A 15,014-nucleotide genomic window follows, 5' to 3' on the forward strand; every position below is an offset into this window, starting at 1 on the left:
TCTAAATAGGGTTTGCTGAAAAGCTCAAAAGACTAATTCAACGATATAATTTTAACATTCAAAAATAATGGCTGGTGTATGCTTGATATGGGGTTCTTTTTCGCTTATTTTATAAAATTTCCCTATATCTCGTTTTATGAAAAAACGCCTTAGGGCATAAAAAAAGGAGGTATAAAAACCTCCTTTAATCTGATTTAACTCTTTCGAGCGGTCCGGACGGGACTCGAACCCGCGACCCCATGCGTGACAGGCATGTATTCTAACCAGCTGAACTACCGAACCGTTATTCCCTTTTGGGTTTGCAAATATAGCTTCATTATTCGTATTACCAACATATATTTAGAAATACTTGAGAGGCTATTGAAACACAGGCATATAAATTTCAAATTGCCTCTAATTTAAGAAGCAACCGACCCTTCCTTCATCTTCTCCGCGTTCTCAGCAAACTGTAACGCATCAATAATTTCCTGAATATCCCCATCCATTATAGCCGGAAGATTGTACATGGTTAACCCTATCCGGTGTTCTGTAACCCTACCCTGAGGATAATTATACGTTCTGATCTTAGCGGAACGATCTCCAGTAGAAACCATCGTCTTACGCTTTGCAGCAATATCTCCAGTCTGCTTTTGCACTTCAATGTCATATAAGCGACTTCTTAGCATTTCCATCGCCAGCGCCCTGTTACCAAACTGTGAACGTTCAACCTGACATACCACTACCATTCCTGATGGCCTATGTGTCAACTGAACCTTCGTTTCTACCTTATTCACATTCTGCCCACCAGCACCACCTGAACGTGACGTCTGCATATCTACATCCGCAGGATTCAAATAGAAATCTACCTCTTCTACTTCCGCAAGCACCGCTACAGACGCAGCTGAAGTATGCACACGTCCCTGAGTTTCAGTATCAGGAACACGCTGAACACGATGTACGCCTGATTCATATTTAAGCTGACCGTATACCTCTTCCCCCGTAACCTTTAAAATTACTTCCTTATATCCACCTGCTGTACCTTCAGTAACATCCATGGTTTCCACCTTCCAGCCTTTCTTTTCAAAGAACCGGGTATACATTCTATATAAGTCGCCAGCGAACAGAGCTGCCTCATCCCCTCCTGTTCCTCCTCGTATTTCAATTACCGCATTCTTAGCATCCTCAGGATCTTTCGGAATAAGCATCAAACGAATCTGGCTTTCCATCTCATCTTTCTTTTCCAAAAGCTCATCCATTTCCATCTTCGCCATTTCACGCATCTCATCATCCTTCTCAGTAGACAAGATCTCCTTGTTCGCATCAATATTTGATACTACATTTTTATAGATTTTATACTCGTCAACAATCTTCCCAAGATCCTTATATTCCTTGTTCAACTGAGCGTATCGCTTCATGTCGTTCATGGTAGCAGGGTCGCTCAATTCTCTTTCTACTTCTTCCCAACGAAGTTTTATGGCTTCTAATTTGTCTAACATGTTCTGATTTAAAAACTTGCGTTTGATAATTCACAGCACCAAACACAGTAATATTCAATAAACATCAGGTAAATAAATATTATCCCTAGTTTAAGAATCCAAAAATAATGCTTTTTAGCTAAATAAATAACCTGCCTGATGAATACCTTTACTTTTCAAAGTATCTAAGTGCCAATCCCTCCTCATCAAACACCGCATAACTATTATAATTCATCCATTCCCCGAGGTTGATATACCTACTGGAATGACTCAACTCAATATCCAACGGAAGATGACGATGTCCAAAAATAAAATAATCGAAGTGCTCCTCCTTTAATTTTTCCTTACTGTAAATAACCAGCCATTCATGTTGTTCGGTTTGAAACGTTTCCAGTTTAGCGCCGGCAATGCGACTATGTCCTGACCAGGCACCCGCAATTCCAATTCCTAAATTAGGATGAAGCCAGCCAAACAGCCACTGACAGAGACCACTCCTGAAAAACTTTTTAAGAAACTTGTATTTATTGTCGCCCGGACCAAGCCCATCACCATGATGAATATAAAACTTCTTTTCATCTCGCTCAATAACCAGCTCATCCGATACAATCTTCACATTCATTTCCTGAGTCAGATAGCCAAACATCCACATATCATGATTCCCTTTAAACATCGTGATTTGCACACCAAGATCTGAAAGCTCCGCCAGCTTACCTAAAAAACGAACATGCCCCTTCGGCACAACATATTTATACTCAAACCAAAAATCAAACACATCTCCTACCAGGTAAAGTTCCTTTGCATCATTTTTTATAGAGTCAAGCCATCTTACAATCCGGTCCTCTCTTTTCCGGCTTTCTCCATAATCTGCAGTACCAAGATGAAAATCTGATGCGAAGTATATTTTTGTGCGTAAAGACATGCGATAAAGATCGATAAAAATCACTTATATGCCATTTCTGTATAAGGCTTATAAATCATTTTATCTAAGTTTGACGTTATACCATATCAATTAAGAGTTTAATTAAAGCATAATAGAATAGATTTAATGAATAAGCTTTTTATTTTAATCCTTGCTTCTGGAATTTCATATTCTGGATATGCACAAACGAACAGTAAAAAAATGCTCAGTTATCCAAATACCGAAAAAGACAATACGACCGACACCTATTTCAACACCCCTGTAAGTGATCCTTATCGCTGGCTTGAAAATGACCGGTCAGAAGCAACTAAAGAATGGGTTAAAGAAGAAAATAAAGTCACTCAGGACTATCTTTCTAAAATAAGCTTCCGCAATCTGATTAAAACTCGTCTTGAAAAGCTTTGGAATTATGAACGCATAAGCGCACCAACTAAGGAAGGGGATTATATTTATTACTCTAAAAACGACGGACTTCAAAACCAGTCTGTTATTTACCGTCAAAAAGAAGGACAAGAGCCGGAGATATTTCTAGATCCCAATAAATTCTCCACAGATGGCACAACCTCACTTGCTGGCATGGATTTCACTAAAGATGGCAGTCTGACCGCCTATCAGATCTCCGAAGGTGGATCAGACTGGCGCAAAGTCATCGTTTTAAAAACTGCTGATAAAAGTGTTGTTGGTGATACCTTGATCGACATCAAATTCTCAGGAATAGCTTGGAAAGGGAATGAAGGATTCTACTACAGCAGTTACGAAAAGGCAAAGGGCACAAGTGAGCTTTCCGCAATGACCCAATACCATAAATTATATTACCATACACTGGGTACGCCACAAGCTGAAGATAAACTTATTTTTGGTGGCACAGCAACCCCTAGGCGTTATATCGGTGCTGGTCTTACTGAAGACCAACGATTCCTGATCATTACAGCTGCAAATTCCACTTCTGGAAATGAATTATACCTCCAGGATCTTAAGGATCCGGCAGGCAAAATCATCAATATTGTGGCTAATATGACTAATGAACATCAGGTACTCGACAACGAAGGCAACACCCTTTTTATCGAAACCAACCTGAATGCACCTAATAATCGTGTTGTTAAAGTAGATTTCAGTAGTCCTGCTGTCGAAAACTGGAAGGATGTAATTCCCGAAACACAACAAGTATTAAGTGTGGGTACAGGAGGCGGTAAACTATTTGCGCACTACCTCAAAGACGCAACCTCACTGGTCATGCAATATGACATGAACGGCAAATTAGAGCGGAGCATTGACCTTCCCGGAGTAGGTACCGCCTCTGGTTTCGGAAGCAAAAAAGAGGAAAAGGAATTATATTTCACCTTTACTTCCTATGTGTATCCTCCTACCATATTTAAATACACCATGAACTCCGGAAAATTAGATTTATACAAGAAACCCGGCGTTCAGTTTGATCCTTCCCTGTATGAATCCAAACAGGTATTCTATACTTCAAAGGATGGAACTAAGGTACCCATGATCATCACCTACAAAAAAGGAATTAAACTGGATGGCACCAATCCAACTATGTTATACGGCTATGGTGGCTTCAACATTAGTTTAACCCCAGCATTTAGCACCTCAAATATTATTCTGCTGGAACAAGGTGGAATTTATGCAGTAGCCAACCTGCGTGGAGGAGGTGAATATGGCGAAAAATGGCATATTGCAGGAACAAAACTGCAGAAGCAAAATGTTTTCGACGATTTTATTGCTGCCGCTCAATACCTGATTGACAACAAATACACATCAACAGCAAAACTTGCTATCTCTGGTGGATCCAATGGAGGATTGCTGGTAGGTGCTGCCATGACACAAAGGCCCGAATTATTCAAGGTTGCTTTCCCTGCTGTTGGCGTGCTCGATATGTTGCGCTATAACAAGTTCACCGCAGGAGCCGGATGGGGATATGATTACGGAACAGCAGAAGACTCTAAAGAGATGTTTGATTATCTGATCCACTATTCTCCATACCATGCCTTAAAACAAGGCACAGCCTACCCTGCTACTTTGATTACAACTGCTGATCATGACGATCGTGTGGTTCCAGCCCATTCTTTTAAATTTGCTGCCCGGTTACAGGAATTCCACAAAGGAAATAACCCGGTACTTATTCGTATTGAAACAAAAGCCGGACATGGTGCCGGAAAGTCAACCGCTCAGATTATAGCAGAACAAGCCGATAAATGGGCTTTTATGTTCTATAATATGGGAATTGCCGTAAAATAATATTCATGAATCCGTACGAACAGAAAAGACGCTGGAAATTCCTGCTGCTTGCATTTGCATTTGTCATCGCATCAGCCTCCCTCTGGTATACCAATTACCTGGTGAAAAATATTGCTGTATCTGAACGTACCCGTGCAGAAGTATGGGCCATGAGTTTCAAAAAGATCATCGAGATCGAAGATATTAACGATGAATACCTAACCGTTATATTCTCCATTCGCGATAGTCTATCCATGCCTACAATTGTCACCAACGAACAAGACAGCATTATTTACTGGCGAAGTCTGGATAGTACAAAGACAAATTTCCAGGTGGAGGAAAGTGGAAATGAATCGGCTATTTTTACCAGAAAAATTCATGATCCCCGCTATTTCAAAACGCAGCTTGCAGAGATGAAATCGCAACATATCCCCATTGTAATTATTAAAGAAGACGGTCAAAAGTGGTTTGTCTACTACAAAGATTCACAACTACTCTCGCAGCTTAGGGTCTTCCCTTACATTCAGCTCATGGTTATTGCTATCTTTCTGATGGTCGCTTATACGGTATTCAGCTCTTCGCGAAGATCAGAACAGAACCTGGTATGGGTTGGTCTTGCTAAGGAAACCGCCCATCAGCTCGGCACACCGATATCTTCCCTGATGGCATGGATAGAACTGCTCAAATCTAAATTTAATGCAGATGAAGATCCATTGATCCTGGAAATGGAGAATGATGTCCAGCGTTTAGAAATGGTTGCCGACCGGTTTTCTAAAATTGGGTCCACTCCCAATCTGCATAGCCACCCTGTATTCACCGTCATCAGCACTTATGTAGATTATTTCAAAGTGCGCACAAGCAAAAAAATCAAGTTTAAGGTGAGCGGCGATCAGGAAGTAGAAGCACTCATGAATATCCCCCTGTTTGAATGGGTCATAGAAAACCTGATGAAAAATTCGGTAAACGCAATTGAAGGTGATGGAACCATCGAGATCCAGGTGATCGAAAACCTGGTCAAAGAACAGGTTTTTATTGATATCATTGACAGTGGTAAAGGAATTCCAAGATTAAAGTTTGAAACGATCTTTCAACCCGGTTATACTACCCGAAAAAGAGGATGGGGATTAGGACTTTCTTTGACTAAAAGAATAGTAGAAAACTATCACAGAGGTCAGATCTATGTGAAAGACTCTGAGCCAGGAATTGCAACAACAATTCGCATTGTCTTAAAAAGCAGTACCGAATACGAGCCTGCCGATGCTTAGAATTGTCTTTTTAAAATCATTATATGCGGTACTTTCCCCTATCACGGAATTATTACCATAAAATTTAAGGTCAAACACGTATTTCGCCCTTACATTTTCTTTTTTCAGGAAACTATAATTAGATTTGCTTTCCAAAAAAAAACACATTATAACAAATGAGTTCAGTAGAAATTACTAAAGACACCTATCTGTATTGGTACGAATCGATGTTGCTGATGCGCAAGTTTGAAGAGAAAACCGGACAACTGTACGGACAGCAAAAAATCAGAGGTTTTTGTCATTTATATATCGGACAGGAAGCTGTAGTAGCCGGTACCATGTCGGTTTTAAAACCTGAAGATTCCATGATTACGGCTTACCGTGATCACGCACATGCAATCGCAAAGGGCGTATCTCCAAATGCAGTAATGGCCGAAATGTATGGAAAGGCTACCGGAACCTCCAGAGGTAAAGGTGGATCAATGCATATATTCAGCAAAGAGCATAAGTTCTTTGGCGGACACGGAATTGTTGGTGGTCAAATCCCACTTGGAGCAGGTATTGCTTTTGCCGAAATGTATAATGGTACCGACAGCGTTTGTGTTTGTTACATGGGAGATGGTGCTGTCAGACAAGGATCATTAAACGAAACTTTCAACATGGCTATGATCTGGAACCTTCCTGTAATCTTTGTTTGCGAAAACAATGGTTATGCAATGGGTACTTCAGTAGCACGTACAACAAACATGGAAGATATCTATAAAATAGGTCTTGGCTTTGATATGCCTTGCGCTCCTGTTGACGGTATGGACCCTGTAGCTATGCACAATGCCATGGATGAAGCAGTTCAACGTGCCCGTAACGGTGAAGGCCCAACTTTCCTTGAAGCACGTACATACCGTTTCAAAGGTCACTCTATGTCTGACCCCGCGAAATACAGAACGAAAGAAGAGCTTGAGCGTTATAAATCTAAAGACCCTATTGGTGTTGTTAAACTAGCTATCGTCGAAAATAGTTATGCTGATGATGCCTGGTTTGAAGAAATCGATAAAAAGGTTAAAGCAATTGTAGATGAATCAGTGAAATTTGCTGAAGACTCTCCATGGCCTGATCCTTCTGAAGCCTATACTGACGTATATATTCAGGAGAATTATCCATTTATAAAAAGCTAGTAATTGTCAGACAATAAAACCGTATACTAAAAATGGCTGAAGTAGTTAAAATGCCCAAAATGAGCGACACCATGACTGATGGAGTGATCGCTAAATGGCATAAAAAAGTTGGTGATAAAGTAAGCACAGGTGACCTGATTGCTGAAGTAGAAACTGACAAAGCAACAATGGATTTTGAATCTTATCAGGAAGGCACCTTATTATATATTGGTGCTGAAGAAGGTTCAACCGTTCCTATTGATGCTGTTATTGCAGTATTAGGTGCAGAAGGTGAAGATTATAAAGCTGCTTTAGAAGCCGCAGGTGCTGGTGAAAGCAAACCTGAAGCTGCTAAAGAAGACGTAAAACAAGCTGACTCAACTGCTGAAACGAATGATAAACCTGAAACAGTGACTCCAGACAATGATGCAGATCAAACTGAAGGCGAAGCTGTTGATCCTGAATCTGTAGGTGCTACCATTATTCGTATGCCTTTATTGAGCGATACGATGACAGAGGGAGTAATCGCTCAATGGAATAAAAAAGTTGGTGATGTTGTTAAAAGTGACGACAATTTAGCTGATGTCGAAACAGACAAAGCGACAATGGAAGTTACCGCTTATGCAGAAGGTATTTTGTTATACATTGGCGTTGAAAAAGGTCAGGCTGCTAAGGTGAATGATATCATCGCTATCGTTGGTAAAGAAGGTACTGATGTACAGGCTTTATTAAGAGGTGGCAAACCTAAGGCTGCTCCTGCTGCAGGAACTACCGAAGCTGAAAAAACTGAAGCTCCTAAAGAAGAAACTGCTCCTGCAGGTTCATCTGATGCCAACGCCAGAGTGAAAGCCTCTCCTTTAGCAAAGAAAATCGCTAAGGATAAGGGAATTGACCTGAGCCAGGTGAAAGGAAGTGCTGAAGGTGGTCGTATCGTAAAGAAAGATATTGAAAGTTATACTCCTGCTGCAAAAGCTCCTGATGCTCCGGCGCCAGCTGCCCCTGCTCCTGCCAAAGAAGGTAAACCTGCTGCTCCTGCTCCAGTAATCCCCGTATTTGTTGGTGAAGAAAAATTTACAGAGAAACCAGTTACTCAGATGAGAAAAACTATTGGCAAGAGATTGTCTGATAGTCTCTTCACTGCTCCGCATTTTTATGTGACCATGTCTATCGATATGGACAGCGCAATTACTGCCCGCGGTAAAATGAATGAATTCTCTCCTGTAAAGATTTCTTTCAATGATATCGTACTTAAAGCAGTTGCTGCAGCTTTAAAACAACATCCTAACCTGAACTCTTCATGGAGAGGTGACAAGATTCGCTACAATGAACATATTAATATTGGTGTTGCCGTTGCTGTTGACGAAGGTCTGTTAGTTCCTGTAATTCGTTTTGCTGATGGAAAATCATTATCTCACATCTCTGCTGAGGTAAAAGATTTTGCTCAGAAAGCGAAGGCTAAAAAACTTCAGCCATCTGATTGGGAAGGTTCTACCTTCACGATCTCTAACCTGGGAATGTTTGGTGTAGATGAGTTTACGGCCATCATTAATACGCCTGATGCTTGTATCCTTGCAATTGGTGGTATTCAACAGATTCCTGTTGTTAAAAACGGTGCTGTTGTTCCAGGAAACGTAATGAAAGTAACCTTAAGCTGTGACCATCGTGTTGTTGATGGTGCTCAGGGCGCTGCATTCTTACAAACGCTAAAATTGTTAATTGAAGAGCCTGTTAGGTTATTAGTTTAATATAGCTTAGCAAAGCATGTAGTAGCAATAGCGAAACAACGAGTTCCGCTAACCACAATAAAAAAAAGCGATCAGGATCAAATCTGGTCGCTTTTTGTTATTTATGCTATCAATTTAAGCCTTCTCCCACTCAATTTTCTTTCCGAAACCAAGCGTATTGTCGGTATACTTGATCCATGTCAGATCAATGATCCACACTTCTCCACCCATAGCTAATGCAAACGGATATTTTTTATAATACGTTTTCTTTAAATCAATTAAAACTGATGTTGAGGCCGATCCCAAGATGCCCTTAAATTGCAGCCCTTTTACCTTTCCTGTCAATAACTTGTCCGGCAAAACAGAACCTGCTACACTGCTATTTATTAATCCTTGTTTAATATGCTCCGTATCTTCCGATGATTTAAAAACTAAAGTGGTATGTTCTTCATTATAAGCAAAAAAACATGTTGCACAATAAGGGTCATCATCTACACTTGTTGCAATAGTTACAACAGTTTGATTCGTAATAAAATCTACAATCAGCTTATCCGGCTTTGTCATTACTAAAGGAGGTTCAGGTTTTATCATATTTGTTCTATTTTTATACAGTTTACTGGACAATGCATTGCTGCATCGACATTCGCTTCATATTCGTCATCAGTTACCAGGATATTAAACATCCCTCTTTTTTCAACGGCCTGGATCAAAGTGCATTTCCCATCTTTTCTGGACATGCGCCAACGATAAGGGGCAGCCTCCACACACGCATTACAGCCAATACACTTCACTCGTTGCTGAGAGATCCTTACCATTAGCTATCTTCCAGCTTATACAATTTATCGGATGGACGTATCTTCTCTGCAAGCAGGATAGAGAATGCATCGCCTTTTCTGACTGTCTCCTGCATCTTATCATCAACCCGCATCTCAACTACAGTTGTCCGGATAATCCCCGTTGTAGGTCCTGTAATCATGATCTCCGTTCCTTTGGTAAGCGAGTGAGAATCCATCATAAACTCCGCTGCTCCTATTTTATCAAAGTATTTTATCCCCCTGCCGATATATACCTTTTTTCGTGTTGCCTTCGATCCATACTCATTGCTCCACTCACCCATCTTACGGCCTAAATAATAGCCATCCCAAAAGCCCCGGTTAAAAACAGTGGATAGCCTGGTCTTCCAATCTTCAAATAGTTCAGGGCCATAGGTTCCATTAGCATAAGAATCGATTGCCTCACGGTAACAGGAAACGACCGTATGCACATAATCAGCACTCCGTCCCCTTCCTTCAATCTTAAGAATCGTTACCTCTGCATCCAGGATCTTGTCCATAAACTCAATGGTACACAAATCCTTAGCAGACATAATATATTCATTATCAACCTCAAATTCAGTCCCATTCTCCTTCTCCGTTACAATATAACTTTTTCGGCAATTTTGAATACATGCTCCACGGTTAGCGGAAGCATAATCAGAATGAAGACTCAGATAACATTTACCGGACACCGCCATACACAAGGCACCATGAGCAAAAAGCTCTATCCGAACCAGATTACCTGATGGACCTTTAATTTGCTGGCGCTTGATATCACGTGTAATGTCAGCCACCTGCATTAAGCTCAGTTCACGTGCTAAAACCACTACATCCGCATAGGCGGAATAAAACTCAATAGTATCTATATTGGAAACATTGGCTTGAGTAGAAATATGCACCGGAAACCCAATCTTCTTTGCATAATTTAAAACGGCATGATCCGCTGCGATAACAGCAGAAATCCCATTATCTTTAGCTGCATCAACAATCCTTTTCATCAGGTTGATGTCGTGGTCATAAAGTATGGTATTCAGCGTTAAATAACTCTTTATATGATTCTCATTGCAAATAGAGGCTATTTTGGCAAGGTCTTCCAGCGTGAAGTTATTACTTGACCTTGCACGCATATTGAGTTGCTCAATCCCAAAATATACAGAATCTGCTCCAGCCTGAATAGCAGCCATCAGGGACTCATAGGAGCCTGCAGGCGCCATCAGTTCTATCTTATTTTGTTGCATAATACTTAAAATACAAAACTTTATATTTTTTTCTCATAAAAATATGACCTGCATCAACAATCAATCAAAAAAGAGTCCTAATTTTGCAAATTAGTCATAAAACTGTCAAATGATAGCACCTTCTCCCAAAAACAAGGAAATCAAAGACCTTGGAAATGTCCTTCTAAACGTTGGAGCCATGTTATTAAGTTCCGGAGCTAGTACTGGTCGAACCAGAAACACCATAAGCCGCATATCGGACTCTTTTGGTTACAGTTCTGATTTACTAATCAGTCACCGCACTATTATGCTCACCATAAGTGACAAAAAAAACGATTATTTCTTTAATAATTTAAAACGTTCAGCCCCACATGGCGTAAACTTCAAACTGCTCTCAGGAATCAGTAGGCTAAGTTGGCAAGTAGTTGAAGAAGGGTTATCCGTAAATCAAATCAACGTTCAATTAAGCCGTTTAGCTGCATTAAAACATTACCCAAGATGGTTCACCTTACTTTTTGTTGGGCTGGCAGGTGTATCTTTTTGCCGCTTGTCTGATGGTGATGCTCTAGACATGGTCACCGTATTTACAGCCACGGTATGTGGTCTATTTATACGTCAGGAAGTTCATAAAATGAAATTCAATCCCTATATCTGTATTTTTTGCGGGGCATTTACAGCATCACTTATTGCCGGTGGAGGGCTTAAATATGGAATGGGCTTCATTCATGAACAGGCTTTAGCTACTTCAGTATTATTCCTCATTCCCGGAGTACCCCTCATAAATTCTTTTTCAGATATGATAGATGGAAATTTAAACAATGCTATTGTCAGGGGTCTAAATGGTTTTATAATTTCATTTGCTATTGGCATGGGTCTCTTAACTTCCATGTTAATTTATAGATTTTAATAGTATGGAATTTCTCTTACTTACAGAAAAGTGTATTTGGTTCGGACTGGGAGCTGCAGGATTTGCAGTATTGTTTAATGTGCCGCCTAAAACCCTTATCTATATCGCATTTATGGGGGCAATGGGTGGGTTCCTTAAAGCAATTTTGATGCATTTTGATGAAACTAATGTAATTATTTCAACTCTTTGCGGGGCTACATTAATTGGCTTTTTAAGCATCTATTTTGCGCATAAAACACATTGCCCACCTCCTGTACTAGCTATTCCAGCTTGTATCCCCATGATACCTGGCAAGTTTGCCTATAAGATGATGATTGGCCTGGTCAATCTTTCAGGAAATATAGATCACGACACGTACACCCAGATCATGTCAGAGACCGTCAACAACGGCCTGAAAGTAGTATTTATTCTGATGAGTATAGCTGGCGGAGTAGGCATTCCCCTGCTGATCACCCGTAAGGAATCATCAAAGGGAATGCGCTTAAGGAAACGCAGTTAATATTACAACCTGTTGTACATAATATCATAATATTCAGCCACCATTCTTCCTGACTCAAAAGCCGGACTCACATCAAGAGCTCCGTTCCTGATTATCTTAACCCAATTTATCGGATCCTTATAATACATTGCAATAATGTGTTGCTCTAAATATTCGAGTAAGCGGTTTGCTTCTATTCTGTCTTTTTCTTCAGTAGACAATTGATCAGCAGCAGGTTCAACTATAAAACTATTCACTTTATCTACTGCAAATTCAGGAATCCATCCATCTGGAATGGATAAATTGATACTTCCATTCATGGCAGCAGTCATACCACTTGTACCCGAAGCCTCCCTGTACATCCTTGGATTATTTAACCAGATGTCAGAACCTTTTTTTAGTAAAGCAGAAAGTTGAAGTTCGTACCCGGTTAATACCGTACAATTAGGAAGGGCTTTTACACGGTCAATAATGCTGTTAAAAAGAGAAATCGCTCCATAATCTTCAGGATAAGGCTTTCCTGCCCAAATAACCTGCACAGGAGTCTCTGTATTGCTCACTAATCGAATAAACCTATCCCAATCATACATCAACATATCAGCACGTTTATAACCCGCAAAACGACGAGCCCAAACGATAGTCAGTATATTTTCATCAAACAGTTTCCCTGTCCGGTCAGCAACCAATTTAAAAAGCTCCCTTTTTAACTCTTTTTTACGATTGATGATCAGGTCATCATCATGTGCTACAAACGCATCTTCCAAAACATCATCTTTCCAATATTTCTTATTTTGCGCATTCGTGATTGATGTAATATGACAGATCCCTTCATAACCTTTCCACATATCACGCGAAACTTCTCCATGTAATTTCGAAACTGCATTCGCCTTACCTGCGAACTTCAAAGCCGCTAACGTATAATTTAACTGATCACCACTTAAACCTAGCAAGGAATACACCTCATGGATCTGAAGACCACAAAAGAAAGACATGTCATTCAGTATAGCATAACTATGCGACTCATTTCCTGCAGTTTCAGGAGTATGCGTAGTAAACACAACTCGTTTCTTCACCTCATCCAAATTCTTAAGCTTGGAGTATAAATGAAAATTCAATGAAAGCGAATGACCCTCATTCATGTGATACATCGTATTCTCGCGACCAATTATTTCAAGTAACAATGCACCACCGGTTCCCAATAAAATAGATTGAGCAATTCGGGTAGCTTCATTTGCATCATATAAACGATTCGTAATACTCTTGGACATATCATCATTTTCAGGAAGATCGGTACTGAGCAGGAAAAGTGGAGCCGAACCAAAAGTCTCAGGTTCCAGCAACCATGCTTTTACATGTACCGGCGAATTATGCACCATTACTGTAAAAATAATACCAGTATCTTTCAGAAAAGAATATGACTTTTCAATAAAAGAAGGTTTCATCCTGGCATTACCATCACGTTCCTGATCGTAATACCCGTATTTCCAAAGTATTCCTATTCCAATCAGATTTTGCTTCAGCTCATAAGCACTTCTTAAGTGCGAACCAGCAAGGAATCCAAGACCGCCGCTATAAATTTTTAACGCCTGATCAACAGCAAATTCCATAGAGAAGTAAGATACAGGCTTACTATATTGAGGATCAAACTCGTAGGAGAAAATAGTGTTAGGATTAATCATAAGACCAAAATATGAATTTAAAAAAAGAAATCCCGCCTTTTCTTAAAAGCGGGATCTACTATTTGAAAATAAAACAACGTATTATCTTATCCGATGAATTTTTTACGGAGTTCTTCAACCTGATCATTATTAATTGGAACCATTGCTCCAAGAGTAGCACACATCACTAAAGATTTGGCACTAAACTCAGCCACTTCCAAATAATCGAAAGTTTGCAACAATTGATTTCCTGTAATAATCACACAATCATTCTTGATCATCACCGCAGGATTACTCTTCGAAATAATATCTGCAATCTCAGTTCTACCGTTAAATTGAACACCAAAATCAAGCGTATGAACGTCTTGAAGAAAAATCCAGCTCTCAGGAATAGTTCTCACATTGAAAGATGCACCAGTAACAGCAAAAGCCATCAGGTACGGAGACTGTGTAAGGATGATCGAATTAATTTCAGGATGTTGTTTATAAATTGCCTGATGAAGGTAAGTAGAGCGACTTGGAGTTTTTCCAGCTTCACGTTCACCATTCTTAATTTGAACAACATCTTCAGGCTTAAGGTCCCAACGTGGAACATTAGTAGGAGTAATTAAGAAATTATCTCCATCGTAACGGGCAGATATAGTTCCATAAGAACTGATCATTAAGCCTTGAGTACAGGCACGATGAACGATATTGCAAATCTCAGTACGTTTTTCACGTTCTTCAGAAGAATGAATAGTTTTTTTCATTTCCGGCAATTGCACAGGAATCTGACTTTCAAATGCATCAATTTCGTCATCACTTAAGTAATCAACGGTACCAATTGCATTTCCATAAAGGATGATTCTTGCAGAGAATTCAAATGTTTCAAATCGGTTAAAAGTATCAACCAGGTCTGATCCACCCACTACAGTACCATGGTTCTCCATGATCACTGCATTATATCCAAGATTAAACTCACTTGCAATTTTTGCACCTAATGCTTCACTTCCTGGCAACTCATATTCTGCATAACCAACTGGTCCGCAAACATGTTTAGCCTGCGAAATGACATTCGCATTAGGCATTGTACGTGCGATACTAAAGGCAACAAGTGCTGGTGGATGCGCATGAATGATGGCCTTAAGATCAGGTCTGTTTTTATAAATAGCCCTGTGAAAAGGATATTCCGATGATGGTTTATGACACCTGCAGGCATTACAAAACCTTGGGCTCCTAAAA

At 40.0% G+C, this 15,014-nt stretch carries 13 protein-coding genes, 1 tRNA gene and 1 pseudogene; 6 read left to right on the plus strand and 9 right to left on the minus strand.

Annotated elements, in window-relative coordinates; translation table 11 throughout:
• Nucleotides 1–208 precede the first annotated feature (208 nt).
• From ADIARSV_RS14355 to ADIARSV_RS14365, 3 genes are all read right to left on the minus strand, one after another.
• Nucleotides 209–282 (minus strand) — tRNA-Asp (locus ADIARSV_RS14355).
• Nucleotides 283–398: 116 nt separating this feature from the next.
• On the minus strand, nucleotides 399–1,475 hold the full coding sequence (prfA, locus tag ADIARSV_RS14360; RefSeq protein WP_016196302.1) for a peptide chain release factor 1: 1,077 nt from the start codon (nucleotides 1,473–1,475) through the stop codon (nucleotides 399–401).
• A 148-nt stretch (nucleotides 1,476–1,623) separates the two neighbouring features.
• Nucleotides 1,624–2,373, minus strand: coding sequence for a UDP-2,3-diacylglucosamine diphosphatase (locus tag ADIARSV_RS14365; RefSeq protein WP_016196303.1), 750 nt, complete (start codon nucleotides 2,371–2,373; stop codon nucleotides 1,624–1,626).
• A gap of 126 nt (nucleotides 2,374–2,499) precedes the next feature.
• Between ADIARSV_RS14365 and ADIARSV_RS14370 the strand changes: the two genes are divergently transcribed.
• The 4 genes from ADIARSV_RS14370 to ADIARSV_RS14385 all read left to right on the plus strand — a co-directional run bounded on the left by ADIARSV_RS14370 (nucleotide 2,500) and on the right by ADIARSV_RS14385 (nucleotide 8,739).
• Nucleotides 2,500–4,620 carry a prolyl oligopeptidase family serine peptidase gene (locus ADIARSV_RS14370; RefSeq protein WP_016196304.1) on the plus strand — a complete coding sequence of 707 codons (2,121 nt, stop codon included), beginning with the start codon at nucleotides 2,500–2,502 and terminating at the stop codon, nucleotides 4,618–4,620.
• Nucleotides 4,621–4,625: 5 nt separating this feature from the next.
• A complete protein-coding gene (locus ADIARSV_RS14375) occupies nucleotides 4,626–5,864 on the plus strand; it encodes a sensor histidine kinase (protein WP_016196305.1) in 1,239 nt (412 codons plus the stop codon).
• Between the two features lie 155 nt (nucleotides 5,865–6,019).
• Complete coding sequence (pdhA, locus tag ADIARSV_RS14380) at nucleotides 6,020–7,015, plus strand: pyruvate dehydrogenase (acetyl-transferring) E1 component subunit alpha (RefSeq protein ID WP_016196307.1); 996 nt, start codon at nucleotides 6,020–6,022, stop codon at nucleotides 7,013–7,015.
• A 32-nt stretch (nucleotides 7,016–7,047) separates the two neighbouring features.
• On the plus strand, nucleotides 7,048–8,739 hold the full coding sequence (locus ADIARSV_RS14385) for a pyruvate dehydrogenase complex dihydrolipoamide acetyltransferase (RefSeq protein WP_016196308.1): 1,692 nt from the start codon (nucleotides 7,048–7,050) through the stop codon (nucleotides 8,737–8,739).
• Between the two features lie 114 nt (nucleotides 8,740–8,853).
• On the opposite strand, the gene ADIARSV_RS14390 is transcribed toward ADIARSV_RS14385, so the two are convergent.
• The 3 genes from ADIARSV_RS14390 to ADIARSV_RS14400 are packed head-to-tail and all read right to left on the minus strand — an operon-like array spanning nucleotide 8,854 to nucleotide 10,771.
• The gene (locus ADIARSV_RS14390; protein WP_016196309.1) at nucleotides 8,854–9,309 is read right to left on the minus strand and encodes a pyridoxamine 5'-phosphate oxidase family protein; all 456 of its coding nucleotides are present in this window, start codon (nucleotides 9,307–9,309) and stop codon (nucleotides 8,854–8,856) included.
• Nucleotides 9,306–9,533: a ferredoxin gene (locus ADIARSV_RS14395; protein ID WP_040300189.1), complete on the minus strand. Its 228-nt coding sequence runs from the start codon at nucleotides 9,531–9,533 to the stop codon at nucleotides 9,306–9,308. The genes ADIARSV_RS14390 and ADIARSV_RS14395 overlap by 4 nt, the downstream gene beginning before the upstream one ends.
• A complete protein-coding gene (locus ADIARSV_RS14400; protein WP_016196311.1) occupies nucleotides 9,533–10,771 on the minus strand; it encodes a peptidase U32 family protein in 1,239 nt (412 codons plus the stop codon). The genes ADIARSV_RS14395 and ADIARSV_RS14400 overlap by 1 nt, the downstream gene beginning before the upstream one ends.
• Nucleotides 10,772–10,880: 109 nt before the next feature.
• On the opposite strand from ADIARSV_RS14400, the gene ADIARSV_RS14405 reads away from it, so the two are divergent.
• Nucleotides 10,881–11,657: a threonine/serine exporter family protein gene (locus ADIARSV_RS14405; protein WP_040300191.1), complete on the plus strand. Its 777-nt coding sequence runs from the start codon at nucleotides 10,881–10,883 to the stop codon at nucleotides 11,655–11,657.
• A 4-nt stretch (nucleotides 11,658–11,661) separates the two neighbouring features.
• Nucleotides 11,662–12,156, plus strand: coding sequence for a threonine/serine exporter family protein (locus tag ADIARSV_RS14410; protein ID WP_016196313.1), 495 nt, complete (start codon nucleotides 11,662–11,664; stop codon nucleotides 12,154–12,156).
• A gap of 2 nt (nucleotides 12,157–12,158) precedes the next feature.
• Here the strand turns inward: ADIARSV_RS14410 and glgP are convergent, their stop codons facing one another.
• The 3 genes and pseudogenes from glgP to ADIARSV_RS22920 all read right to left on the minus strand — a co-directional run.
• On the minus strand, nucleotides 12,159–13,814 hold the full coding sequence (gene glgP, locus ADIARSV_RS14415; RefSeq protein WP_016196314.1) for an alpha-glucan family phosphorylase: 1,656 nt from the start codon (nucleotides 13,812–13,814) through the stop codon (nucleotides 12,159–12,161).
• An 86-nt stretch (nucleotides 13,815–13,900) separates the two neighbouring features.
• The gene (locus ADIARSV_RS23075; RefSeq protein ID WP_316929515.1) at nucleotides 13,901–14,542 is read right to left on the minus strand and encodes a class II aldolase/adducin family protein; all 642 of its coding nucleotides are present in this window, start codon (nucleotides 14,540–14,542) and stop codon (nucleotides 13,901–13,903) included.
• Between the two features lie 102 nt (nucleotides 14,543–14,644).
• Nucleotides 14,645–14,965: pseudogene (locus ADIARSV_RS22920) on the minus strand (class II aldolase/adducin family protein); the annotation flags it as partial.
• Nucleotides 14,966–15,014 lie beyond the last annotated feature (49 nt).

It is taken from the genome of Arcticibacter svalbardensis MN12-7, from assembly GCF_000403135.1.
Lineage (GTDB): Bacteria > Bacteroidota > Bacteroidia > Sphingobacteriales > Sphingobacteriaceae > Arcticibacter > Arcticibacter svalbardensis.

What these genes read in the sequence shown, in the direction of transcription:
- prfA (WP_016196302.1), bottom strand. Translation starts at nt 1,475, where the DNA reads ATGTTAGACAAATTAGAAGCCATAAAACTTCGTTGGGAAGAAGTAGAA.
- ADIARSV_RS14365 (WP_016196303.1), bottom strand. Translation starts at nt 2,373, where the DNA reads ATGTCTTTACGCACAAAAATATACTTCGCATCAGATTTTCATCTTGGT.
- ADIARSV_RS14370 (WP_016196304.1), top strand. Translation starts at nt 2,500, where the DNA reads ATGAATAAGCTTTTTATTTTAATCCTTGCTTCTGGAATTTCATATTCT.
- ADIARSV_RS14375 (WP_016196305.1), top strand. Translation starts at nt 4,626, where the DNA reads ATGAATCCGTACGAACAGAAAAGACGCTGGAAATTCCTGCTGCTTGCA.
- pdhA (WP_016196307.1), top strand. Translation starts at nt 6,020, where the DNA reads ATGAGTTCAGTAGAAATTACTAAAGACACCTATCTGTATTGGTACGAA.
- ADIARSV_RS14385 (WP_016196308.1), top strand. Translation starts at nt 7,048, where the DNA reads ATGGCTGAAGTAGTTAAAATGCCCAAAATGAGCGACACCATGACTGAT.
- ADIARSV_RS14390 (WP_016196309.1), bottom strand. Translation starts at nt 9,309, where the DNA reads ATGATAAAACCTGAACCTCCTTTAGTAATGACAAAGCCGGATAAGCTG.
- ADIARSV_RS14395 (WP_040300189.1), bottom strand. Translation starts at nt 9,533, where the DNA reads ATGGTAAGGATCTCTCAGCAACGAGTGAAGTGTATTGGCTGTAATGCG.
- ADIARSV_RS14400 (WP_016196311.1), bottom strand. Translation starts at nt 10,771, where the DNA reads ATGCAACAAAATAAGATAGAACTGATGGCGCCTGCAGGCTCCTATGAG.
- ADIARSV_RS14405 (WP_040300191.1), top strand. Translation starts at nt 10,881, where the DNA reads ATGATAGCACCTTCTCCCAAAAACAAGGAAATCAAAGACCTTGGAAAT.
- ADIARSV_RS14410 (WP_016196313.1), top strand. Translation starts at nt 11,662, where the DNA reads ATGGAATTTCTCTTACTTACAGAAAAGTGTATTTGGTTCGGACTGGGA.
- glgP (WP_016196314.1), bottom strand. Translation starts at nt 13,814, where the DNA reads ATGATTAATCCTAACACTATTTTCTCCTACGAGTTTGATCCTCAATAT.
- ADIARSV_RS23075 (WP_316929515.1), bottom strand. Translation starts at nt 14,542, where the DNA reads ATGAAAAAAACTATTCATTCTTCTGAAGAACGTGAAAAACGTACTGAG.